General features: G+C 40.3%; 34 protein-coding genes and 1 riboswitch. Of the genes, 1 reads left to right on the top strand and 33 read right to left on the bottom strand.

Annotated features, from left to right (window positions below):
- Nucleotides 1-26: 26 nt before the first annotated feature.
- The 4 genes from IPG31_12830 to btuB all read right to left on the bottom strand — a co-directional run bounded on the left by IPG31_12830 (nt 27) and on the right by btuB (nt 4,485).
- Nucleotides 27-1,238 (bottom strand): porin, encoded by a 1,212-nt coding sequence (locus IPG31_12830; protein MBK6619187.1) that lies wholly within the window; start codon nt 1,236-1,238, stop codon nt 27-29.
- Between the two features lie 188 nt (nt 1,239-1,426).
- Complete coding sequence (cobO, locus tag IPG31_12825; GenBank protein ID MBK6619186.1) at nt 1,427-2,044, bottom strand: cob(I)yrinic acid a,c-diamide adenosyltransferase; 618 nt, start codon at nt 2,042-2,044, stop codon at nt 1,427-1,429.
- Nucleotides 2,037-2,621, bottom strand: a complete 585-nt coding sequence (locus IPG31_12820) for a hypothetical protein (protein MBK6619185.1) — start codon at nt 2,619-2,621, stop codon at nt 2,037-2,039. Before IPG31_12820 ends, cobO begins: the two co-directional genes overlap by 8 nt.
- A gap of 22 nt (nt 2,622-2,643) precedes the next feature.
- The gene (gene btuB / locus IPG31_12815) at nt 2,644-4,485 is read right to left on the bottom strand and encodes a TonB-dependent vitamin B12 receptor (GenBank protein ID MBK6619184.1); all 1,842 of its coding nucleotides are present in this window, start codon (nt 4,483-4,485) and stop codon (nt 2,644-2,646) included.
- Between the two features lie 150 nt (nt 4,486-4,635).
- Nucleotides 4,636-4,866, bottom strand: a riboswitch (cobalamin riboswitch).
- A gap of 72 nt (nt 4,867-4,938) precedes the next feature.
- On the opposite strand from btuB, the gene ggt reads away from it, so the two are divergent.
- Nucleotides 4,939-6,693, top strand: coding sequence for a gamma-glutamyltransferase (gene ggt, locus IPG31_12810; protein ID MBK6619183.1), 1,755 nt, complete (start codon nt 4,939-4,941; stop codon nt 6,691-6,693).
- Between the two features lie 85 nt (nt 6,694-6,778).
- Here ggt and rplQ read toward each other — a convergent pair whose 3' ends face one another.
- From rplQ to rpsJ, 29 genes are all read right to left on the bottom strand, one after another.
- Nucleotides 6,779-7,165, bottom strand: coding sequence for a 50S ribosomal protein L17 (gene rplQ / locus IPG31_12805; GenBank protein ID MBK6619182.1), 387 nt, complete (start codon nt 7,163-7,165; stop codon nt 6,779-6,781).
- Nucleotides 7,152-8,153 (bottom strand): DNA-directed RNA polymerase subunit alpha, encoded by a 1,002-nt coding sequence (gene rpoA / locus IPG31_12800; GenBank protein MBK6619181.1) that lies wholly within the window; start codon nt 8,151-8,153, stop codon nt 7,152-7,154. Before rpoA ends, rplQ begins: the two co-directional genes overlap by 14 nt.
- A gap of 23 nt (nt 8,154-8,176) precedes the next feature.
- On the bottom strand, nt 8,177-8,803 hold the full coding sequence (rpsD, locus tag IPG31_12795; GenBank protein MBK6619180.1) for a 30S ribosomal protein S4: 627 nt from the start codon (nt 8,801-8,803) through the stop codon (nt 8,177-8,179).
- Nucleotides 8,804-8,815: 12 nt separating this feature from the next.
- On the bottom strand, nt 8,816-9,205 hold the full coding sequence (gene rpsK, locus IPG31_12790; GenBank protein MBK6619179.1) for a 30S ribosomal protein S11: 390 nt from the start codon (nt 9,203-9,205) through the stop codon (nt 8,816-8,818).
- Nucleotides 9,206-9,247: 42 nt separating this feature from the next.
- Entirely contained in the window at nt 9,248-9,607 is a 360-nt protein-coding gene (gene rpsM / locus IPG31_12785; protein MBK6619178.1) for a 30S ribosomal protein S13, read from the bottom strand.
- Between the two features lie 26 nt (nt 9,608-9,633).
- Nucleotides 9,634-9,747, bottom strand: coding sequence for a 50S ribosomal protein L36 (gene rpmJ / locus IPG31_12780; GenBank protein ID MBK6619177.1), 114 nt, complete (start codon nt 9,745-9,747; stop codon nt 9,634-9,636).
- A 47-nt stretch (nt 9,748-9,794) separates the two neighbouring features.
- A complete protein-coding gene (gene infA, locus IPG31_12775) occupies nt 9,795-10,013 on the bottom strand; it encodes a translation initiation factor IF-1 (protein ID MBK6619176.1) in 219 nt (72 codons plus the stop codon).
- A 2-nt stretch (nt 10,014-10,015) separates the two neighbouring features.
- Nucleotides 10,016-11,338, bottom strand: coding sequence for a preprotein translocase subunit SecY (secY, locus tag IPG31_12770; GenBank protein MBK6619175.1), 1,323 nt, complete (start codon nt 11,336-11,338; stop codon nt 10,016-10,018).
- Nucleotides 11,339-11,346: 8 nt separating this feature from the next.
- A complete protein-coding gene (rplO, locus tag IPG31_12765) occupies nt 11,347-11,784 on the bottom strand; it encodes a 50S ribosomal protein L15 (protein MBK6619174.1) in 438 nt (145 codons plus the stop codon).
- A 1-nt stretch (nt 11,785) separates the two neighbouring features.
- Entirely contained in the window at nt 11,786-11,971 is a 186-nt protein-coding gene (rpmD, locus tag IPG31_12760; protein ID MBK6619173.1) for a 50S ribosomal protein L30, read from the bottom strand.
- A gap of 5 nt (nt 11,972-11,976) precedes the next feature.
- A complete protein-coding gene (gene rpsE / locus IPG31_12755) occupies nt 11,977-12,438 on the bottom strand; it encodes a 30S ribosomal protein S5 (GenBank protein MBK6619172.1) in 462 nt (153 codons plus the stop codon).
- A 90-nt stretch (nt 12,439-12,528) separates the two neighbouring features.
- Nucleotides 12,529-12,885 (bottom strand): 50S ribosomal protein L18, encoded by a 357-nt coding sequence (gene rplR, locus IPG31_12750; GenBank protein ID MBK6619171.1) that lies wholly within the window; start codon nt 12,883-12,885, stop codon nt 12,529-12,531.
- Between the two features lie 7 nt (nt 12,886-12,892).
- The gene (gene rplF / locus IPG31_12745) at nt 12,893-13,435 is read right to left on the bottom strand and encodes a 50S ribosomal protein L6 (protein MBK6619170.1); all 543 of its coding nucleotides are present in this window, start codon (nt 13,433-13,435) and stop codon (nt 12,893-12,895) included.
- A 16-nt stretch (nt 13,436-13,451) separates the two neighbouring features.
- A complete protein-coding gene (gene rpsH / locus IPG31_12740) occupies nt 13,452-13,847 on the bottom strand; it encodes a 30S ribosomal protein S8 (protein MBK6619169.1) in 396 nt (131 codons plus the stop codon).
- 27 nt (nt 13,848-13,874) lie between these two features.
- Nucleotides 13,875-14,180 carry a 30S ribosomal protein S14 gene (gene rpsN, locus IPG31_12735; GenBank protein MBK6619168.1) on the bottom strand — a complete coding sequence of 102 codons (306 nt, stop codon included), beginning with the start codon at nt 14,178-14,180 and terminating at the stop codon, nt 13,875-13,877.
- Between the two features lie 6 nt (nt 14,181-14,186).
- Nucleotides 14,187-14,726 (bottom strand): 50S ribosomal protein L5, encoded by a 540-nt coding sequence (gene rplE, locus IPG31_12730; GenBank protein MBK6619167.1) that lies wholly within the window; start codon nt 14,724-14,726, stop codon nt 14,187-14,189.
- An 11-nt stretch (nt 14,727-14,737) separates the two neighbouring features.
- Nucleotides 14,738-15,055: a 50S ribosomal protein L24 gene (gene rplX / locus IPG31_12725; GenBank protein MBK6619166.1), complete on the bottom strand. Its 318-nt coding sequence runs from the start codon at nt 15,053-15,055 to the stop codon at nt 14,738-14,740.
- An 8-nt stretch (nt 15,056-15,063) separates the two neighbouring features.
- Nucleotides 15,064-15,432, bottom strand: coding sequence for a 50S ribosomal protein L14 (rplN, locus tag IPG31_12720; GenBank protein ID MBK6619165.1), 369 nt, complete (start codon nt 15,430-15,432; stop codon nt 15,064-15,066).
- 57 nt (nt 15,433-15,489) lie between these two features.
- On the bottom strand, nt 15,490-15,738 hold the full coding sequence (gene rpsQ / locus IPG31_12715; GenBank protein MBK6619164.1) for a 30S ribosomal protein S17: 249 nt from the start codon (nt 15,736-15,738) through the stop codon (nt 15,490-15,492).
- A gap of 6 nt (nt 15,739-15,744) precedes the next feature.
- On the bottom strand, nt 15,745-15,930 hold the full coding sequence (gene rpmC, locus IPG31_12710; GenBank protein MBK6619163.1) for a 50S ribosomal protein L29: 186 nt from the start codon (nt 15,928-15,930) through the stop codon (nt 15,745-15,747).
- Nucleotide 15,931: 1 nt separating this feature from the next.
- Nucleotides 15,932-16,342: a 50S ribosomal protein L16 gene (gene rplP / locus IPG31_12705; protein ID MBK6619162.1), complete on the bottom strand. Its 411-nt coding sequence runs from the start codon at nt 16,340-16,342 to the stop codon at nt 15,932-15,934.
- Between the two features lie 60 nt (nt 16,343-16,402).
- A complete protein-coding gene (rpsC, locus tag IPG31_12700; GenBank protein ID MBK6619161.1) occupies nt 16,403-17,056 on the bottom strand; it encodes a 30S ribosomal protein S3 in 654 nt (217 codons plus the stop codon).
- A 25-nt stretch (nt 17,057-17,081) separates the two neighbouring features.
- Nucleotides 17,082-17,411 (bottom strand): 50S ribosomal protein L22, encoded by a 330-nt coding sequence (gene rplV, locus IPG31_12695; protein ID MBK6619160.1) that lies wholly within the window; start codon nt 17,409-17,411, stop codon nt 17,082-17,084.
- 10 nt (nt 17,412-17,421) lie between these two features.
- Entirely contained in the window at nt 17,422-17,706 is a 285-nt protein-coding gene (rpsS, locus tag IPG31_12690) for a 30S ribosomal protein S19 (protein MBK6619159.1), read from the bottom strand.
- 5 nt (nt 17,707-17,711) lie between these two features.
- The gene (rplB, locus tag IPG31_12685; protein ID MBK6619158.1) at nt 17,712-18,545 is read right to left on the bottom strand and encodes a 50S ribosomal protein L2; all 834 of its coding nucleotides are present in this window, start codon (nt 18,543-18,545) and stop codon (nt 17,712-17,714) included.
- Nucleotides 18,545-18,880, bottom strand: coding sequence for a 50S ribosomal protein L23 (gene rplW / locus IPG31_12680; GenBank protein MBK6619157.1), 336 nt, complete (start codon nt 18,878-18,880; stop codon nt 18,545-18,547). Before rplW ends, rplB begins: the two co-directional genes overlap by 1 nt.
- On the bottom strand, nt 18,877-19,497 hold the full coding sequence (rplD, locus tag IPG31_12675) for a 50S ribosomal protein L4 (GenBank protein MBK6619156.1): 621 nt from the start codon (nt 19,495-19,497) through the stop codon (nt 18,877-18,879). The genes rplW and rplD overlap by 4 nt, the downstream gene beginning before the upstream one ends.
- 28 nt (nt 19,498-19,525) lie before the next feature.
- The gene (rplC, locus tag IPG31_12670; protein ID MBK6619155.1) at nt 19,526-20,182 is read right to left on the bottom strand and encodes a 50S ribosomal protein L3; all 657 of its coding nucleotides are present in this window, start codon (nt 20,180-20,182) and stop codon (nt 19,526-19,528) included.
- An 87-nt stretch (nt 20,183-20,269) separates the two neighbouring features.
- Entirely contained in the window at nt 20,270-20,578 is a 309-nt protein-coding gene (gene rpsJ, locus IPG31_12665; GenBank protein ID MBK6619154.1) for a 30S ribosomal protein S10, read from the bottom strand.
- Between the last annotated feature and the right edge of the window lie 65 nt (nt 20,579-20,643).

The following is a 20,643-nucleotide window of genomic DNA, read 5'->3' as shown; positions in this document are numbered from 1 at the left end:
CATCTCATTCCGTAATGACTAGCACTCTAAAACCGAAAAATACCACTTATCGATAATAGAATCTGGTCATTGTCTCTACCATCTTTAAATGCTGCATCTTTTGTTGAGCGATCATATCGCACCTCCGGACGCAGGGTGAACCCAGCCAGCGGAGTATAGTTCAATCCACCCGTCACCCCAATAAAATTTTCGCCCCTGCCATTACCAAGCACTCTAACACCGTCATCATCTCGGAACCACTCAACACGTAAACCGCTACTCAGGTTCGGTAAAATATCATAAAACAAGTATTGATTTACACCATACCATTGCGCCGCGCGACCCAAAGCAGTTTTTGCCTCGATACCTAAATCATGCTGTAACACGTAATGCAGCTTATCCGTAATATCGTGCTCCAGTACAAGGCTGTACATAGTTCGATTATGCTCATTATTCAGGCCATCCGTTTTCACGTTGCCGGTAATTAACGATGCGGTTAAAGATGTTCTCTCATCATCTGTGGTATAGGCCATGCTGCCAAGAAAATTGGCAGGTTGCTTGAAAAATGCATCCCAGCCAGATACAACGCCCGCTTTGACTACAATATTGTCATTAACAGGGTATGACAATACTACACCGGTGTGCGTAAATGGCTCACCATACTGCATGGTATAAGCGTGAGAGAAAAAGAAATTACCGGTGGAAGGTACAACCTCGTAGCCGATTAGTGTATAAAAGTGACCAACGGTAGCCGTTATACCGTTTCCAATTGGTAGAAAAGCATCGACATAAACTTGTGGAAATACCAGTTTACGCTCGCCAGTACTGTTTAGAATATTTACATCAAAATTTGACGCTGTTGCAAAACGGGCATCAGTGCCATATAACAGGTCGGCTCGAAAACCGAAATTAACTGTGCTTGAGTTAGTATCTACTTCTCGTTGAATAAAACCATAGACCTGATGCAATTTAAATTCATTGGGACCAGTATTAAACGTAACAGGGCCGTTCGCATCTTTAGGATTATCAGGATTGCCAGTAAACCCGATTTCTGTCCAGCCTCCAAATTTAATTCCTAACGATTTCATGAAATTTGTTTCGTTATATTTAAACCCGGTCAGACTTTCAACCAATCCCCGATCATAGTCATTTTCAAAACCAGTCCTATAATCTGTTTCAGCATATACACAAGTGGCAATAAGAAAAATACCACACAGCCCAAAAGGCAATATTTTCAAGTTATTAAGATTTATTTGCAAAACGAAGCCCTCCTTTGATTATTATGGTCGACAGCTACCCCACAACTTTTGACAGAAACAAAGCATTCAAAAGATTTTTTGCAAAAACTGCAAAACAATTCCATGCTAAAAACATGGTTAATGCTACTCAATTTAAAACCAGGTTGCAAGCCATTTTTAAGTCAGCTATTTTTGAGCCTGTATTAGCATTACAGATCAATACCAGCTTGTGCCTGAATACCCGCCTGAAAAGCATGTTTCTTGTCATACATCTCCGTGACGGTATCCGCTATTGCATATAGCGCTTCCGGTGCGCCACGTCCAGTAATAACAACATGTTGCATTGCTGGACGGTTATTTAGATCCTCCACTACGGCCGCCGAATCCAGCCAGCCATACTTGAGCGGGTAAGTCAGCTCATCCAGCAGGATTAAATTTAGCGATGAATCCCGCAACATCTTCTGAACAATTTTCCAGCCATGCTGGGCAGTTTCCGTATCACGTTTCAGGTCCTGTGTCTCCCATGTAAAACCCTCTCCAAGCACGTGCCAGACGACATTACTCTGTTTCCGGAAAAAAGCTTCCTCACCCGTACTCGATTGTCCCTTGATAAACTGGGCTACACCAACACGCATATCATGACCTAAGGCGCGAGCAATCATGCCGAAACCGGAACTGGATTTACCCTTTCCGTTGCCGGTTAATAGAAGAAGCAGTCCTTTTTGTTTATCCGCACGCGCAATAGCTGAATCCACAGTTATTTTCTTTCGTTGCATACGAGTACGATAACGCTCTTCCCGCGCGATTGATTCTGCTGTTTTATCCATTGGCTGATTGCCGTAGATCGCGAATACTATCGATTACTTTAACAGCACTGTGCATTATTATTGCCGTCATGATGTAAAACAGAAAAGACCCTACGTAAAGTGGAAAATAGCTTATAACACGCTGACTAAATTCTACTAATGTAGTACTTGCAAACCGGTCTGAAAAGAAATAAAAACCACCGCTGGAAAATAACTCACAAAGAACCAGCCCTGCAGTCATACTCCAAAGAAGTGGCTGCAAGGTACGCCAGGTAAATTGATATTGATAAGCATACCAGCGGCCAGCCAACCACAGTGACGCGTATGCTGGCATCAAAAAGGCGTAGGCATATGTTAAGCAGTAATCGCTCACGCCATCACCTGATGCATAGGCCGCAAAATCCAGTATCCAGGTTAATACAAAAAATCCAAGCAAGGGTAGTGCAGAACGAAGGTACACCCCTGCCAGAAAGAAAACTACCCAGGAAGCCCCGGGCAACGTGTGCATCGCAGCAAAATGATGACTGCGTGTGATAATCATCAATACCATCAGGATACTACCTATGATTATTTGGTGACGAATGGATAGTGCAAGCATACTGGAACTCCTCTACAAAGAATTAGGGCTGATAGCGTAGCGTAGCAAAAAAATTCCTGCCCGGTTGATTGAAAAATGCAGCAGTTTCATATTGTTTATCAAAAATATTTTCAACACGCCCTTGTAGCCGCCAATGTGAATTAATTTGATACTCAGCTCGCAAGTCAACTTTAGCATAACCATCGAGCTCACTCGTATTGCCCGGATCATCGTAGCGCCGACCTTCCGCCAGTAGTAACGCACCAGTCGTAAATTTGCCAAAGGTACGGTAGGTATCAAGACGGAATGATTGCTGGGCACGACGCGCCAGAATATTACTTCGATTGAATCCGGCAGATCTATCAACAGGATCAAGTAAAGTGAGATTCATATTGATATGCCAGCCCTTGATCAGAATGATGATTGCACCCTCTGCTCCACGAATACGTGCCTGATTGACATTATCAATACCGCCTGTAGTTAGATTGAATGAAATTAAATCCTTGATACGGGTTTCATAAAGACTCAGCGACCAGCCCCCCCAGCCAGTATTACCTTTGGCACCCAGCTCAACACTATGGGATTTTTCCGGCTGTAGCTCTGCGTTACTGAAATTCGGAAAGTAGAGTTCATTAAAGGTAGGTGCCTTGAAGGCATTACCAAAACTAGCAGTCAGACGCATGCTGTCCGTTAGAGCATAACCCCAGGCAATGCCACCTGTCACATGCCTGCCAAATTGCTGATTGTTATCCAAGCGCAATGATCCCTGCAGGTTATGACGAGACAAGACTGCCTGATGTTGCGCAAAAACACCCCAGTTATAGCGTGAACTCACCGTATAACGGGTCGTACTATCAACATGATCATGTTGGTAATCTCCACCAAGGGTTGTTAGTTGATTAGTGAACAACGCCAAATCATTTTGTAACAAAACGGTATCACGCTGGGTATTAAAACGAGACTTAAAGGCTTTATCCTCAAAGGAATCCAGATTTTCCCGACTTCGTCCTGTGGTCAATTTGATCCGCCAGACATCCAGCGGGGAGAAGCTTGCTGATCCACCAAAAACCTGTTGCGTGATTAACGATTTGTTGAGCGCAAAAGATGGACTACCATCAAACTCGGTTCTGCCGGCAGCATGAAGAAAATTAGCCGCTATTTCAAGACCATTAGCAAAGCGATATCCTGCCTGGGCTGCACCGGAGACATTACGATAGCCATCTCTGTCTTGATCGGGAGCAGAGTTAAAACAACCAGAAATCGCTGAACCACGGCAGGCATTGAATCCTGCTGTACCAATTCCACTAAGCCCAAGATTAAGCCAGCCTTGCGCATTACCTATAGAAAGGTTAGCCGAGCCATTCAACGTGCCATAACTGCCACCACCCAAACTCAAACTGAGCTTGCGCCCTCTTTCACCCTTACGGGTGAAAATCTGAATAACACCTCCGATCGCCTCTGAACCATACAAACTGGAACGTGGACCACGCACAATTTCAATACGCTCAATCTGTTCAATTGGAATATTCTCAAATGATGTTGTACCGGAGGTGGCCGAGCCAACGCGGATACCGTCAATCAAAACCTGAACATGATCAGACTCTGTTCCTCGCATGAAAACTGTCGTAAGCTTTCCTGGCCCCCCACTATTGGCGATACTAATACCGGGCAAACCACGAAATAAGTCTTCAATAGACCTGACTTGCAGACGCTCAATCTTCTGGCGAGTAATCACGGTAACCGCTGCCAGCGTCTCATCTGTTGTCTGCGCAGTGCGAGTTGCCGTCACTACGATGGGTTTTTCGTAAACATGGTTAGCTGGAAATACCGTGGTAGCATAAACAATCAGTGACAAAAAACCAGTTACCAGTAAAATAATTTTCATTATATTTGTTATCCTCCGCGCACACCCGCGCGATATCTATTAATAAAATCACGGTATGTAGAGAAGTAACAAATAGATACAAACAAACAACGGAAATGCCGCTATAACCAGCACCCGCTATTCGTGCAAATATTACCCTCCGTAATATCGTGCTAAAAATAGCTTTCGGGCCGGTCTCCGGGCTTATGAGCGATACTGCTAAAAGTTTGCGCCTTCCCATGCAGTTGCACAGTGACATATTGCAAACAATGAACTCAATTACCGTTGCGGGGGCAGCACTAGAATGATCTTTATTAAGCTATGGAAGAAAGACTCACCAGTTTCCCGTTTCACCTTCAAGAATACTGCGGTCTTGAAGACACCTGAAGCTATAAGCCGCGTGATGCTACAGTTACGGCCTCTTCGTGTCAAATAAACAAGCTACCCTTATTTCCATTATTTCGGAATAGAGAAATGGACGTCGCCATTCACAAACAAATCTATCGTAACCATCTGAGACTAATTTTTTGCCTGTTATTGGGCTTATACACGTTAGCGAGTCATGCGAACTATGCCGTAGTAACAGCACATCCCCTGGCAACCAGAATTGGTGAAAGGATATTGGAGCAAGGCGGCAATGCATTTGATGCAGCAGTAGCTGTAGCCGCAGCATTAGCAGTAGTCGAACCTTATGCATCAGGCTTGGGCGGAGGCGGTTTCTGGCTATTACATCGTGCTAGTGATGGTTTTGAAGTCATGATTGATGGGCGTGAAACCGCACCTGGGAATGCTCATGAAGCCATGTATCTTGATGATAATGACAATCCCATTCCCCAAGCCTCATTAACAGGAGGATTGGCCGCCGCTATCCCAGGTACACCTGCAGCACTCGCTCACATTACCCGGAAATATGGAAATAATACCCTGATACACAACCTGACACCCGCGATTCGACTGGCACGCCTTGGATTTATAGCTGATTCTCGTCTTATCAGCGCCATTGCAAATCACCAACAAAAACTTGCTCTTTTTAACGCTAGTGCCAGAATTTTTCTCCCCGAGGGGCAAATTCCCCAAAAAGGAGAACGTTTTTATCAGAGAGATCTAGCCAGAGCAATGGCAAAATTAGGAAAATATGGCGAAAAAGGATTCTATCGAGGAACAATTGCAACCAATTTAGTACGCTCGGTGAATTCAAATGGTGGCATTTGGACAAAGACTGATTTGGAGAGATATCAAGTTATCGAACGATCACCAACGTATATACGTTATCGAAACGCAAAAATTACAACAACGAGCCTTCCATCGGCAGGAGGATTAACGCTTGCACAGGCACTCAATATTCTGGAACAATTTGATCTTAAAAGCAAAGACGAGATCGAGCAAGCCCATCTTATCATTGAAGCCATGAGGAGAGCATTTGAAGACCGAACCAACTGTTTTGGGGATTCAGATTTCGTTACAGTTGATGTGAGTAAATTTATAAGCAAAACCTACGCACGTAAAAGAGCTACCACAATCGATTTAAGCAGAGCATCACAATCAAAGAACAATACATCGTCATGTAATAAGTATGCGCCAACTCGGTCAAGATTAGACTCGTTAACTCCGAAAAATTATCAACATTTAGAACTGACGCGAGAGGGGGAGAATACAAGTCACTTTTCAATAATGGATAGCGAAGGAAACCGCGTAGCCGCCACCTTAAGCATTAATACCTTTTTTGGATCGGGGCTTGTGGCCAACGATACCGGCATTCTACTCAACAGCGAAATGGATGATTTCTCAATCGCATTAAATATACCCAATATTTATGGATTACGTGGCAGCCTCGCAAATGGAATCAAACCGGGAAAACGACCTCTATCGAGCATGTCACCAACTTTTATTGAAAATGATCATGAAGTTCTAATAGGAGGAACACCAGGTGGGTCGCGTATTATCACTAGCATGCTACTGTTAATTATAGGGTTTGTCGATCAACAAAATAATCAGACAAGCACACTAATCAAGAACCCACGATACCACCATCAATACCTTCCTGATGAAGTATTCGTTGAGAGAGACGGCTTTAATGATAAGTGGGTAAATGCCCTAAAAGAAAAAGAGCACAAGATTACAACTATCGACCGCAAATGGGGAAACATGCAGTTGATAATTTACAATAATAAGAAAAATGAGTTTTATACAGGAAGTGACCCTCGCGGAGAAGAATACATTTCGTACTAACTCCATCTTACTGATCACTTCAAGGTTATTTTTACTCCGCCCAATACAGCCTAATAAGGCTACAGGCACTATAAAGCAAAAAAAATTAATCTAAGCTACTTGGAGCATCACGATCTGACTGATCGAGAAGCTCTACCACCGCCATTGGTGCATTATCACCCTTCCGATAACCATTCTTAAGAATTCTTAAGTAACCACCATTTCTGGTTGCATATCGCTCAGCAAACTCAGAAAAAACCTTACCTACCATGTCCCTATCGCGCAAACGATTAAATGCAAGACGTCTATTAGCAAGTGATGGCTTTTTTCCAAGGGTAATAATTGGCTCAATTACTCTTCTCAATTCTTTTGCTTTAGGAAGTGTTGTCACTATCGTCTCGTGAAGCAATAAAGAATTAGTCATATTCCGAAACATTGCTAAACGATGACTTGAAGTTCTATTAAGCTTACGCAGTCCATTACGATGTCGCATTACCAGTTTCCTTTACATAATTTTCAAGATTCGCTGGAGGCCAATTATCTAATTTCATACCAAGTGATAAGTCCCTTGCGGCAAGCACTTCTTTAATCTCATTCAATGATTTTCGGCCCAAATTAGGCGTTCGTAAAAGTTCATTTTCAGTTCGCTGAATAAGATCACCTATATAAAAAATATTCTCTACCTTAAGACAATTTGCTGATCTAACAGTCAGTTCCAAATCATCAACAGGTTTAAGCAAAACAGGGTCAATAGCAGGAGACCTAGGAAGTTCTTTAGGAACAGGTGTACTCTCAAGGTCTGTAAAAAATGAAAATTGATCAACCAAAACACGCGCACCAAAACGAATAGCTTCTTCCGGATCAACAGATCCATCAGTTTCAATATCAATAATCAGCTTATCCAAATCAGTTCTTTGTTCAACACGAGCATTTTCAATATTGAAACTTACTCGCCTGACCGGACTAAAAGAGGCATCTAAAACAATTTCACCTATAACAGCATCTAAACAAGGACGAATACTAGCAGGGTAATAGCCTCTACCCTTCTCAATAGCGATTTGCAAATCAAGTTTTCCACCACTAGTAATATGCGCAATTACATGATCAGGATTTACAACCTCCACATCATGAGTAGTCACCAAATCTCCAGCGACAACCACTCCAGGCGTGTTTCTATTTAATTTTAAGCTAGTAGTCAGTTGATTATTATGAAGTTTGATAACTATGCCTTTTATATTCAAAATAAGATCAACGATATCTTCTTGCACACCATCCAAGGTAGAATATTCGTGAACAACTCCGGCAATACTCACCTTTGTTGGAGCGCAACCAGGCACTGAAGACAAGAGCACACGGCGAAGTGCATTTCCCAAAGTATAGCCAAATCCTCTTTCAAAAGGTTCCATAACGACCCTTGCGCGAACAGGCGTTATATTATGAACCTCTACAATTCTAGGTGTAAGAAAACTTAAAGATGACATAAAAATGACCAAAGTACCACAAATTATTTAGAATAAAGCTCGATTACCAGAGATTCATTAATAGATGACGACAAATCACTTCGCTCTGGTTTATTTTTATATACACCAGTTAAGTTTTTAGCATCAACCTCTATCCACACAGGATAGTTTCGAGACTTAACCATCTCACTCGCCGATCTTATTCTCAAGTGATTTTTCGCACGCTCAGCAACCTGAACCGTATCGCCAGGGGAAACTTGGAAAGAAGGTATATTGACTTTAACACCATTTACTAGAATCGCATTATGCTTAACCACCTGCCTAGATTCAGCTCTAGAAGCACCAAAACCCATATTAAAAACAACATTATCTAAACGACACTCCAGTATTTGAAGCAGGTTTTCACCAGTGACGCCTTTTTGCCGATCAGCTTGGTAATAAACCCTTCTAAATTGTCGCTCCAGCAACCCATAAATTCTACGTATTTTTTGTTTCTCACGAAGCTGCAGCGCGTAATCTGACAATCTAGCTTTCTTTTGTCCATGCTGTCCAGGAGGATAATTACGACGATCTATCGCACATTTATCCGTAAAACACTTTGCACCTTTGAGAAACAATTTCTCACCTTCACGCCTACATTGCCTACATTTTGGAGTTAAATTTCTTGCCATTACAAATTTTCCTTAGATTCTTCGTTTTTTTGGCGGTCTGCAACCATTGTGAGGTATCGGTGTTACATCCGTAATACACGTGATTTTAAAACCTGATGCATTCAGTGCTCTTACCGCTGAATCTCGTCCCGGTCCAGGTCCATTAACATGAATCTCAAGGTTTTTCACTCCACAATCAAGAGCTGCTCTTCCGGCTTGTTCCGCCGCCACTTGAGCTGCAAAAGGCGTGCTTTTACGTGACCCCTTGAAACCAACTCCTCCAGATGTTGCCCAAGAGAGAGCATTTCCCTGTCGATCCGATATAGTCACAATAGTATTATTGAAGGAAGCATGGATATGAGCAATCCCCTCAACAACATTTTTTTTTATTTTTTTTTTGCCTTTAGAAGCAGCCTTAACCATTGATATAGTATCCTAATCTCATAATAATCAAATTAAACTTTTTTAACGAGCACGTACAGCTTTACGTGGACCTTTTCTAGTTCTGGCATTAGTTTTCGTTCTTTGACCACGTACCGGAAGTCCCTTGCGGTGACGCAATCCCCGATAGGAACCCAGATCAATCAATCTTTTAATATTCATTGATATCTCTCGACGTAGGTCACCTTCTAAAACTAATTTACTCACATATTCTCGTAGTTGATCAAGTTTTTGATCATGAATATCCTTGGTTTTAGTAGAAGGAACAATATCTAACGAACTACAGATTTTTTTTGAAGCAGAAAATCCAATCCCATATATGGCAGTTAGGGCTATAACTATATGCTTGTTATCGGGAATATTAACACCAGCAATTCGAGCCATTCATATACCTCACAAAAATATAAAATCTAGCCCTGACGCTGCTTATGTCGTTTATCTGAGCAAATCACACGAACAATTCTATTTCTTCTGATCATTTTACAGTTTCTACAAATTTTTTTTACTGATGCTCTCACTTTCAAAGGATTCTCCACATTATTTATATTAAAAAACCAAGTATTAATCTTTATTATTTTGTTCTAAACGTAATACGCGCTCGAGTCAAATCATAAGGCGTCATATCAACAGTAACTTTATCACCAGGAAGAATCCGTATATAATTCATGCGCATTTTCCCAGAAATATGCCCTAATACAATATGATCATTCTCTAATTTTATTTTAAAAGTTGCATTTGGCAATGTCTCCAACACCTCACCCTGCATTTGAATGGTCTCTTCCTTAGCCATATTTAGTGTGAAGCACCCAAACTAGCTTTAAAATTAGCTTTCTTTAATAGGCTATCATATTGGCTCGACATTACATGAGATTGCACCTGTGCCATAAAATCCATGGTAACAACAACTATTATAAGTAAAGACGTTCCCCCAAAATAAAAAGGAACATTCCATTTAAGAATCATAAACTCAGGCAAGAGGCACACTATAGTCACATAAAAAGAGCCGACAAGGGTTAAACGCAGCATTATACGCTCAATATGTTTAGCGGTTTGGTCTCCAGGTCTTATGCCAGGAATAAAAGCACCACTTTTCTTCAAATTATCCGAGGTTTCTCTAGGATTAAATACTAAGGCGGTATAAAAAAAACAAAAGAAAATAATTAAACAAGCATAAAAAGTGACATAAATAGGCTGACCAGGTGAGAGAGCGGCACTAAAATCCTTCAGCCACAAAGCAGACTCCCCATCAGAAAACCACCCAGCTAAAGTAGCTGGAAACAAAATTAAGCTAGATGCAAAGATCGGTGGAATTACACCTGCCATATTTAACTTCAAAGGCAGATGAGAAGCCTGACCACCTACAATCTGCTTTCCAACCTGTCTTTTAGCATAATTAACCAATATCTTACGCTGACCACGCTCAACAAAAACCACAAAGGTAGTAACCAATAAAGCGCCGATAAAAATTAAAATTGCGATCAAAAAGTGCATCGAGCCTGTATTCACAAGTTCCAAAGTTCCGCCTACAGCACTTGGCAAACCCGCAGCAATACCAGCAAAAATAATTAAAGAAATACCGTTACCTATACCTCGCTCAGTAATTTGCTCACCCAACCACATTAAGAAAATAGTTCCCGTTACCAATGTAATTATCGTAGTTATCAGAAATAAAAACCCAGGATGAATAACCAAACCCATCTGAGATTGTAATGCAATAGCAATCCCGTAGCTTTGCATTGAAGCCAATATCAAAGTACCGTAACGCGTATATTGTGTTATTTTACGACGACCAGACTCACCTTCCTTTTTTAGAGCCTCCAATGATGGAACAGCAACGGTACCAAGTTGCATAATAATCGATGCAGAAATATACGGCATTATACCGAGGGCAAAAATAGAAAAACGAGATAACGCGCCACCAGAAAACATATTAAACATTCCCAATATGCCTCCCTCTTGCGATTCAAACAAATCTTTTAATACAACCGGATCAATACCAGGAACAGGAACGTGCGCACCAATACGATAAACTATTAAAGCAAAAAGCAGAAACCACAGTCGTTTTTTAAGATCATTAAACTTACCCGGTGCAGCTGGTCTTGGTCGAGAGGACATTATTGAACTTAGTTAATTAAAAGTTTGCTGACTTTTTCAATTGCCAATTTAGAGCTTTCCGATGCTTCTATACCTCTCAGCTCTATGGGTTTAGTTGGTATAAATCCATCATTAATAACTTTTACAAATTTACAATTATTTTTTATAATTCCACATTTTTTCAGCACGCTAATATCAACCATGGACTCTTCTAGAGATGCAATCTTACTCAATTTAATCTGAACACACTCTATAGAACCAAAAATTTTAAACCCTCTTTTAGGCAGCCGTCTTTGAAGAGGCATTTGCCCACCTTCAAATCCAACTTTATGGAAACCACCGGCCCTAGATTTCTGTCCTTTATGACCCCTTCCACATGTCTTACCAAATCCAGATCCGATTCCTCTCCCAACTCTTTTCTTTACCGAAAACGAGCCCTTAGCAGGTTTAATACAATTAAGTTTCAATTCATCCCTCAATTTTAAGTAAAAACGAAACCTTATTTATCATTCCTCTGTTAGCAGAGTTATCGGTTATCTCAACACTACTATTTATTTTCGAAAGACCCAAACCAATAACATTTTTTCTAAGAGTCCGTCTAGTACCGACCAAACTCTTAATTAATGTTACTTTAACTAATTTATCAGAAGACATTATTACTAAGGCTCCATTATCTCATCAATAGTTTTATTACGTTTAGCAGCTATCATGGCAGGCGTTCTAACCCTAACAAGTCCATTAATAGTAGCGCGAACGATATTATAAGGATTAGTAGATCCTATGCATTTAGCCAACACATTATGCACACCCATTACTTCAAAAATTGCACGCATAGGGCCACCAGCTATGATACCAGTACCCTCTGAAGCAGGCTGCATATAAACTTTAGCTGCGCCATGGTGCCCTGTAATTGCGTGATGGAGGGTACCGTTCTTAAGATTAATCTTAACCATCTTAACGCGCGCTTCCTCCATTGCCTTTTGAACAGCAACAGGAACCTCTCTTGACTTTCCTTTTCCCATCCCTACAGATCCATTTCCATCCCCTACCACAGTTAAAGCGGCAAAACCAAGAATTCGCCCTCCTTTAACTACTTTCGTAACACGATTGATGGAAACCATTTTTTCTTTAAGTCCATCATTCTTAACTTCCTCACGATTTTTTTCGCCTGAAGTAGATGATTTAGATGCTTTTGCCACTAGATACTCCTTTTAAAACTTCATACCAGCGCTACGAGCACTGTCTGCCAGCGCCTTAACGCGTCCGTGATATTTAAATCCAGAGCGATCAAAAGCAACTTCTGCTATATTTTTTTCTATAGATTTTAGAGCTATAGCCTCACCCACAATTTTTGCTGCCTCGATACCGCTTCCATTAACAATTTTTGATTTAATCAATTTTTCAGCAGTAGACGCACTGGTAATTGTTATATTTTTATCGTTATCTATAATTTGTGCATAGATATGTTTATTTGTTCTACTAATCACTAAACGCATCATTCCTGAATTATTTATTTTTGCACGCGTTGATTTAGCACGCCTCAATCTATTGAGTCTAGTATTTTTCATAAAAAATCTATTTTTTCTTAGTCTCTTTCAATAAAATAACTTCATCAGAATATCTTATACCTTTACCTTTATAAGGCTCTGGTTTACGGAAAAATCTTAATTCCGCACTCGCTTGACCAACTTTTTGTTTATCAATACCCTTAATAACTATCTCCGTTGGAATGGTCACGACCGCATCCACTCCATCCGGGAGATCATACACCACTGGGTGCGAAAACCCAAGGTTAAGATTAATACTTCTACCACTGAGCTGCGCCCGGTAACCAACACCAATAAGAAGTAGTTTTCTCTCGAAACCAAGGCTTACCCCTTTAATCATATTTACTATTAACGCCCTAACAGTGCCTAACATAGCTCTCGCGTGCTGCGAGTTATTTATCGCATGCAAGCGCACGATCAGCCCATCAAACTCAATTGATATACAATCCATGTTAAAAGTTTGATCTAACTTACCCAAGGGGCCTGACACTTTAACAATATCACCGGAAAGCTCCACCTGAATATTTGAGGAGTACTCAATTGGCTTAGCGGAATAACATATAGTGGACATTAATTTATCACCAAAATTAAGCAACAATGCACAAAAATTCGCCACCTATTCCCAAAGACTTTGCGTTACGACCAGTCATAACGCCCTTTGAAGTAGAAAAAATTGATATACCAAGACCATTCATGACCTGCGGTATTGTATTATGACTTTTATATACTCTCAGGCCAGGGCGACTTTTCCTCTGTATAATTTCTATGACCTTTTGATTATCATGATACTTAAGATAAACAGTTAATGAAGCTTTACTCTCTTCAGTTTTGACATTGTAGCCGCCCACGTACCCCTCAGACTGCAAAACATTCAAAATTGAAACTTTTAACTTAGAAGACGGGATTTCCACGCTAATCTTGCCAGCTAACTGACCATTACGTATTCTAGTTAGCATGTCTGAAACTGGATCGGATTTAGACATAAAATTTATAAATAAAATACAAAAAAACTACCAACTGGCTTTGGTTATTCCTGGAACTTGCCCAGTCATAACAATTTCTCTTAATTTAATTCTGCACAAACCAAATTTTTTAAAAACACCCCTTGGTCTACCAGTTAATGCACATCTTCTGCGATAACGTACTGGGGATGAGTCTCTAGGAAGTTTCTGCAACTGTTCGCGCGCCACAGTTTTCGCTAATTCATCTGCGTTAACATCCTTCAATATAACGAATATCTCTTTGCGTTTTAATACAAAAGTATTTATTATTTTTGATCTTTTTGTGTTGCGATTGATTACCGATATCTTAGCCAAAATAAATCACACCTTAAAAGGGAAGCGGAATGCCGAAAGAAGAGCATTGGCCTCTATATCTGTTTTTGCATTCGTTGCTACAGTAATATTCAACCCCCTTAGCTTATCGATTTTATCATAGTCGATCTCAGGGAAAATAATTTGCTCCTTGATACCCATATTAAAATTACCACGCCCATCAAATCCCTTACCTTGCAACCCCCTAAAGTCACGAATCCTAGGAATAGCAATGTTAACAAGCCGATCTAGAAACTCATACATTCTCTTTCCTCTCAAGGTCACCATACATCCGACAGGATAGTTTTCACGTATCTTAAAAGCAGCTATTGATTTTCTAGCTCTAGTAACTACCGCCCGCTGTCCAGCAATCTTTTCCAAATCCTTTATTGCATTCTCAACTATCTTTTTATCAGTTGACGCCTCTCCAAGCCCCATATTCAGAACAACTTTATTAATTCTAGGAACTTCCATAACAGACCGATAATCAAATTTATTCTTTAAATCTTTAACAATCGTCTGTTTATAATATTCAAATAATCTCGTCATATACTTTATTTCTAGTTATCAACAGCGCTACCATTACCCTTAAAATAGCGATATTTATTACCCGCCTCATCAAATTTAAAACCTACACGATCAGCCTTTTTTGTATCAAAGTTATACAACGCTATATTAGATATATGAATTGGTTTGTAAATATCCTTAATACCACCGATCTCATTTTTTTGAGGATTGGGCTTAATGTGCTTTTTAACCTTATTGACATCTTGCACTAAAACCAATTCCTCAGACTGAAAACCTAATACAGTCGTTTTTTTTCCTTTATCTTTTCCAGCGATCACTACAATTTTATCGCCCTTTCTAATTTTTTTCATATTAGTTCTTATATTACTTCGGGTGCCAATGAAACAATCTTCATAAATTTGGCAGTTCGCAATTCACGAGTAACCGGACCAAAAATACGAGTTCCCATAGGTTCCAGCTTTGAGTTAAGAATAACCGCCGCATTATTGTCAAACTTGATCAGCGATCCATCCGTACGGCGTATACCCTTAGCTGTACGAACCACTATCGCATTATAAACCTCACCTTTTTTAACTTTACCCCTAGGCGCCGCATCTTTGATAGCAACCTTTATAACGTCCCCAATATTGGCAAAACGCCTTTTTGATCCTCCCAAAACTTTGATGCACATCACTGATCGTGCTCCAGTATTATCCGCCACCTGCAGCCTAGTTTGCATTTGTATCATAGTTTAATTATCCAAGTCCGCTAATCAGGGTAAATCATAAGTGAAACCAAATAAATACTAACCAACTCGTGGTATAACTTGCCAAAACTTGGTTTTTGATATTGGTCTAGTTTCATAAATAGTAACAATATCACCTACTTTATATTGATTACTCTCATCATGCACATGAAATTTTTTAGATTTTATAAGTATCTTTCCATATAATGGGTGCCTAACCTTCCTGTCGATTTTCACGATTATCGTCTTATTGCAACTATTACTAACAACTCGTCCAATCAAATGATTCGATAACTTATTTTTATCCATATGTAATTACAGCTTTTGACTTATAAATGTTTTTATACGAGCAATATCTCTACGCACCGATTTAAGTTGAGCAGTATTTCCAAACTGCTGTGTTCTATGTCGCAGTCTTAATCCAAATTGTATTTTTTTAAGATTAATCAGTTCGTTATTTAAATCAACAACACCCTTAGAATTAAATTCAGATATTTTCATATTAAAATTGCCGCGAAACAAAAGTTGTCAAAATTGGCAATTTAGCCGATGCTAGCCTAAAAGCCTCGCGTGCCAATATCTCATCTACTCCATCCATCTCATAAAGCATTTTACCCGGCTGAATCTCAGCAACATAATACTCTGGATTTCCTTTTCCTTTACCCATTCTTACTTCAGCAGGTTTTTGAGAAATAGGTTTATCTGGAAAAACTCTTATCCAAATCCGCCCTCCCCGTTTTATATGTCTTGTCATTGCTCTCCGAGCAGATTCAATTTGACGCGAAGTCAATCTTCCTCGACCAACAGCCTTTAATCCATATTCACCAAAACTAACCTTTGCGCCTCTTGTAGCAACACCGGTATTTCTGCCTTTATGCTGTTTTCTATATTTTAATCTTGCTGGCTGGAGCATCTCAACTAATCCTTTAATTCAAAACTTTTTTGGTTTTAAGTAGAATAAGGCATCAATCACCTAAGAGAGAACACGCGTCTCTTTTGAAGAACTACTTTCTCCCTTATACAACCAAACCTTGACACCAATAATACCGTAGGTTGTTTTTGCCTCGGCTGTAGCGTAGTCTATGTTAGCACGCAAAGTATGAAGAGGCACGCGACCCTCACGATACCATTCGGTTCTAGCTATCTCAATTCCATTCAGTCTACCCGAACTCATAATTTTAATGCCTTGTGCACCAAGCCTCATCGCATTCTGCATCGCGCGCTTCATCGCACGCCTAAATAGAATACGCTTTTCAAGTTGATGGGTTATGTTCTGTGCAATCAATTTCGCATCAATTTCTGGCTTCCGTATCTCTTCAATATTTATATGAACAGGTACATTCATCAATCTTTCAACCTCACGGCGAAGAAGCTCAATATCTTCGCCTTTTTTTCCAATTACTATGCCTGGTCTTGATGTGTGAATGGTTATACGTGCATTTTTTGACGGACGCTCGATTACTATGCCACCAACTGAAGCATTGACAAGTTTATTGTTCAGAAACTCTCGAACTCTTATGTCTTCTCTCAAAAATTCCGGGAATTTTCTTGAATTAGCATACCAGCGCGATGACCAATTTTTTAAAAATGCCAGTCTAAATCCCGTCGGATTAATCTTTTGACCCATACTTATAGATACCTACAATTATTTTTTAGCTACCAACAGCCAACTCTATGTGACAAGTTGGCTTGACAATTCTGTTACCTCTCCCCTTAGCCCTTGCACTAGTTCGTTTTAACGATGTTCCCTGATCAACACAAATCTTTTTAACCAGAAGCTCATCTACATCAGAACCATCATTATGCTCAGCATTTGCCACCGCAGATTCCAATAATTTAAGAACAATATTAGCCCCTTTCTTTGGGCTAAAAGTCAGTAATTTAACTGCACTATCTACTGACAAACCCCTTATCTGATTGGCAACAAGGCGACACTTTTGTGCAGACAACCTCACTCCTCGCAACCTTGCAACTGTTTCCATTTTCGATCCTTTAACGTTTATTTACAGCAGTTTTTTTATCACCTGCATGACCTTTAAACGTTCTTGTATGCGAGAATTCACCTAATTTATGACCAACCATATTCTCAGTTACATAAACAGGAACATGCTGCCTACCATTATGCACCGCTATTGTAAGCCCTATAAAACTCGGCAAAATTGTTGAACGTCTTGACCACGTTTTTATAGGTCTTTTATCTTTTTTTTCACTTGAGATTAACACCTTATTTATTAAGTGCAAATCAACAAACGGACCTTTTGCAATAGATCGACTCATCTTGACTATCCTTTTTTCGCATATCTTGCACGAAGAATCATATTATTTGTTCTTTTATTATTTCTGGTTCTCCCACCTTTGGATGGCGTCCCCCACGGACTTACCGGATGCCGTCCAGCAGCGGTTCTTCCCTCGCCCCCTCCGTGAGGATGATCAACAGGATTCATTACCACACCCCGAACCGTCGGCCTAACGCCACGCCAACGAACTGCCCCAGCTTTACCCATCGACTGCAGATTATATTCAGAATTACCCACCTCTCCAATAGTCGCCCTGCAATCAATATGTATTCTCCTAATTTCGCCAGATCTCAGCTTAATTTGAGAATACATACCATCACGCGCCATATGCTGAACAGAAGTACCTGCTGATCTAGCTATCTGCCCCCCCTTACCCGGTCTAAGCTCAACACAGTGAATAACACTACCAACAGGTATCTCCCGCAATGGCAGAGCATTACCAGGCTTTATCGGCGAGCCTTGGCCACTTAAAATTACCGATCCAACCTCGATACCTTTCGGAGCAATCACATACCGCCTCTCGCCGTCCGCATAACAAAGTAGCGCAATATGTGCATTACGATTTGGATCGTATTCTATTCTCTCCACTCTAGCACAAATATGATCTTTGCTACGCCGGAAATCAATTTTTCGGTAATGATATTTGTGTCCACCGCCAATGTGTCTAACCGTAATTTTTCCGGAATTATTTCTACCTGCCGTTTTTTTACTTTTTTCAGTCAGACTGGCATGAGAACGGCCAGAGTATAATCCCTTATTAACGAGCTTAACGACACCTCTTTGTCCAGGGGAAGTTGGTTTAGTTTTAACGAGCTGCATTACCTATCCTCAAATAACTTCACATCTGTAAAGTCAATCTCTTGTTTCCCTTTAATACTTACGTACGCTTTTTTACGGTCATTCTTAGAGCCAAAATACCTACCAAATCTTTTTTTCTTTCCTTTCAAATTTGAAATTTGAACGCTCTCGACCTTAATATTTTGTTTCTTCCATATCAGCTCGATTGCCTGCTTAATTTCAATTTTATTACAATCCCTCACAACAAAGAATATAACCTGATTATTTTTTTCAACAATGAACGTTGCTTTTTCAGATACCTGCGGAGAAATTATCAGATTACAAGCTCTTTCCAAGGAAATTAGACTGGTGATCATAAAAGCAATCCCTCTATTTTAACTATTGCCTCACGCGTAAAAATCACATTATCATACCGAAGTAAACTAATCGGATCAATGTGCATAAAATCGAGCACTCTTACACTTGGCATATTTCTAGATGCTAAAAATAAGTTATTATCAAACCCATCAGTAATGATCACGACGTCTGACATATTGAAATCGCGCAACTTACGCGCCAACTCCTTTGATTTCGGCTGAGTAATGACGAATTCATTACTTATCTTCAACCTCTCATCTCTCACCAGCTGAGACAATATAGAACACATTCCCGCCCTATACATCTTCCGATTAATTTTATGCGAAAAATTTTCATTCGGTTTATTGGGAAATATCTTACCTCCACCTCGCCAAAGCGGATTAGCAGCTGAACCTGTTCTAGCTCTACCCGTTCCCTTTTGCTTCCACTGCTTATGCGTCGATCCGGAAACATCCGATCTACCTTTTTGAGCACGCGAACCAACCCTCGCATTCGCCAAATATGAATTAACTAGTTGATGTATTAATGGTTCATTAAAAGCCCTATTAAAAATTGCATCTGCGACAGCAATATCTTTTGAGCCATCTCCATCTAAACACAGAATTTTCACCACTATTTACTCGCCCAGTATTTTAATTAACAATCTAAATCGGGTTTTTTCTACCCTGTTGTTTTACGCCGGGCCTAACAAGCACAACCCCACCCTTAGCACCCGACACAGCACCTTTTATATATATCAGACTACGCTCGCCATCAATCCGGATAATTTCCAAATTTTGAGTTGTATTTTTCTTGCCACCAAGCCTTCCAGCCATTTTTTTTCCAGGAAAAACTCTGCCAGGATCTTGAGCCATGCCAATTGACCCCGGCTTCCTATGCGCCTTGGAATTCCCATGACTAGCACGATTAGAAGAAAAATGATGTCTTTTAATTGTTCCGGCAAAACCCTTTCCAATTGTGATCCCCGTAACATCCACCTTCTCACCCAGCTCAAAAATCTTATTACTAACTTCATGGCCAAGCTCAAGCACTTTTATTTCTTCAATATCCACAGAAAACTCACGAATAACTCTTCCCGCCTCTACGCCGGCACGGGCAAAGTGCCCCGATTCCGCTTTTTTTATCCTGCCAGCCTTCTGATTACCGTAAGCAATCTGAACAGCGGTGTAACCATCCGTATTTCTAGTTTTTATTTGAACGATCCTATTATTAGACACATCCAAAACTGTAACTGGTATGCTTTGCCCAGACTCGACAAAAACTCTAGTCATTCCTATTTTTTTGCCGATCATTCCCAGCATTATCCAAACCCTCTAAATTTATAAATTTCAAAACTTTATTGCTAGTTTACAAGCAAGGGATTCTTTATCAATCAATTTCAGCAATTTTTACAACTTTATCTCTACATCAACACCCGCTGGCAAATCCAATTTCATCAGGGCATCGACAGTTTTGTCTGTTGGATCAATTATATCCATCAATCTTAGATGTGTACGTATCTCAAATTGATCCCGTGACGTTTTATTTACATGAGGTGATCTCAAGACATCAAACCGCTCAATTCTAGTTGGCAGAGGCACAGGACCCCTGACCACCGCACCAGTTCTTTTTGCTGTATCCACTATCTCTAGCGCCGACTTGTCTATAAGGCGATAATCGTACGCCTTCAAACGTATCCGGATTTTTTGATTTTGCATCAATTTTGCTCTCTTACAATATGTTACTTTTATTAAGATCAGCCGGTCATTATATCACGACTCAC

The sequence above is a fragment of the Nitrosomonas sp. genome (genome assembly GCA_016703745.1).
Classification (GTDB): domain Bacteria; phylum Pseudomonadota; class Gammaproteobacteria; order Burkholderiales; family Nitrosomonadaceae; genus Nitrosomonas.
The sequence above is the reverse complement of the archived record's forward strand: the minus strand, read 5'-3'. Positions and strand labels throughout refer to the sequence as shown.

What these genes read in the sequence shown, in the direction of transcription:
- ggt (MBK6619183.1), top strand. Translation starts at nt 4,939, where the DNA reads ATGGACGTCGCCATTCACAAACAAATCTATCGTAACCATCTGAGACTA.
- rplQ (MBK6619182.1), bottom strand. Translation starts at nt 7,165, where the DNA reads ATGCGACATCGTAATGGACTGCGTAAGCTTAATAGAACTTCAAGTCAT.
- IPG31_12820 (MBK6619185.1), bottom strand. Translation starts at nt 2,621, where the DNA reads ATGCTTGCACTATCCATTCGTCACCAAATAATCATAGGTAGTATCCTG.
- secY (MBK6619175.1), bottom strand. Translation starts at nt 11,338, where the DNA reads ATGTCCTCTCGACCAAGACCAGCTGCACCGGGTAAGTTTAATGATCTT.
- rpsQ (MBK6619164.1), bottom strand. Translation starts at nt 15,738, where the DNA reads ATGGATAAAAATAAGTTATCGAATCATTTGATTGGACGAGTTGTTAGT.
- rplW (MBK6619157.1), bottom strand. Translation starts at nt 18,880, where the DNA reads ATGATCACCAGTCTAATTTCCTTGGAAAGAGCTTGTAATCTGATAATT.
- rpsD (MBK6619180.1), bottom strand. Translation starts at nt 8,803, where the DNA reads ATGGCAAGAAATTTAACTCCAAAATGTAGGCAATGTAGGCGTGAAGGT.
- rpsJ (MBK6619154.1), bottom strand. Translation starts at nt 20,578, where the DNA reads ATGCAAAATCAAAAAATCCGGATACGTTTGAAGGCGTACGATTATCGC.
- rplP (MBK6619162.1), bottom strand. Translation starts at nt 16,342, where the DNA reads ATGCTCCAGCCAGCAAGATTAAAATATAGAAAACAGCATAAAGGCAGA.
- btuB (MBK6619184.1), bottom strand. Translation starts at nt 4,485, where the DNA reads ATGAAAATTATTTTACTGGTAACTGGTTTTTTGTCACTGATTGTTTAT.
- rpmD (MBK6619173.1), bottom strand. Translation starts at nt 11,971, where the DNA reads ATGTCTTCTGATAAATTAGTTAAAGTAACATTAATTAAGAGTTTGGTC.
- rpsC (MBK6619161.1), bottom strand. Translation starts at nt 17,056, where the DNA reads ATGGGTCAAAAGATTAATCCGACGGGATTTAGACTGGCATTTTTAAAA.
- rplF (MBK6619170.1), bottom strand. Translation starts at nt 13,435, where the DNA reads ATGTCCACTATATGTTATTCCGCTAAGCCAATTGAGTACTCCTCAAAT.
- rpsH (MBK6619169.1), bottom strand. Translation starts at nt 13,847, where the DNA reads ATGTCTAAATCCGATCCAGTTTCAGACATGCTAACTAGAATACGTAAT.
- rplE (MBK6619167.1), bottom strand. Translation starts at nt 14,726, where the DNA reads ATGACGAGATTATTTGAATATTATAAACAGACGATTGTTAAAGATTTA.
- rpsS (MBK6619159.1), bottom strand. Translation starts at nt 17,706, where the DNA reads ATGAGTCGATCTATTGCAAAAGGTCCGTTTGTTGATTTGCACTTAATA.
- rpsK (MBK6619179.1), bottom strand. Translation starts at nt 9,205, where the DNA reads ATGGTTAAGGCTGCTTCTAAAGGCAAAAAAAAAATAAAAAAAAATGTT.
- cobO (MBK6619186.1), bottom strand. Translation starts at nt 2,044, where the DNA reads ATGGATAAAACAGCAGAATCAATCGCGCGGGAAGAGCGTTATCGTACT.
- rplC (MBK6619155.1), bottom strand. Translation starts at nt 20,182, where the DNA reads ATGCTGGGAATGATCGGCAAAAAAATAGGAATGACTAGAGTTTTTGTC.
- rplR (MBK6619171.1), bottom strand. Translation starts at nt 12,885, where the DNA reads ATGAAAAATACTAGACTCAATAGATTGAGGCGTGCTAAATCAACGCGT.
- rpsM (MBK6619178.1), bottom strand. Translation starts at nt 9,607, where the DNA reads ATGGCTCGAATTGCTGGTGTTAATATTCCCGATAACAAGCATATAGTT.
- rplB (MBK6619158.1), bottom strand. Translation starts at nt 18,545, where the DNA reads ATGCAGCTCGTTAAAACTAAACCAACTTCCCCTGGACAAAGAGGTGTC.
- rplV (MBK6619160.1), bottom strand. Translation starts at nt 17,411, where the DNA reads ATGGAAACAGTTGCAAGGTTGCGAGGAGTGAGGTTGTCTGCACAAAAG.
- rpoA (MBK6619181.1), bottom strand. Translation starts at nt 8,153, where the DNA reads ATGTCATCTTTAAGTTTTCTTACACCTAGAATTGTAGAGGTTCATAAT.
- rplN (MBK6619165.1), bottom strand. Translation starts at nt 15,432, where the DNA reads ATGATACAAATGCAAACTAGGCTGCAGGTGGCGGATAATACTGGAGCA.
- rpsE (MBK6619172.1), bottom strand. Translation starts at nt 12,438, where the DNA reads ATGGTTTCCATCAATCGTGTTACGAAAGTAGTTAAAGGAGGGCGAATT.
- rpmC (MBK6619163.1), bottom strand. Translation starts at nt 15,930, where the DNA reads ATGAAAATATCTGAATTTAATTCTAAGGGTGTTGTTGATTTAAATAAC.
- rplX (MBK6619166.1), bottom strand. Translation starts at nt 15,055, where the DNA reads ATGAAAAAAATTAGAAAGGGCGATAAAATTGTAGTGATCGCTGGAAAA.
- infA (MBK6619176.1), bottom strand. Translation starts at nt 10,013, where the DNA reads ATGGCTAAGGAAGAGACCATTCAAATGCAGGGTGAGGTGTTGGAGACA.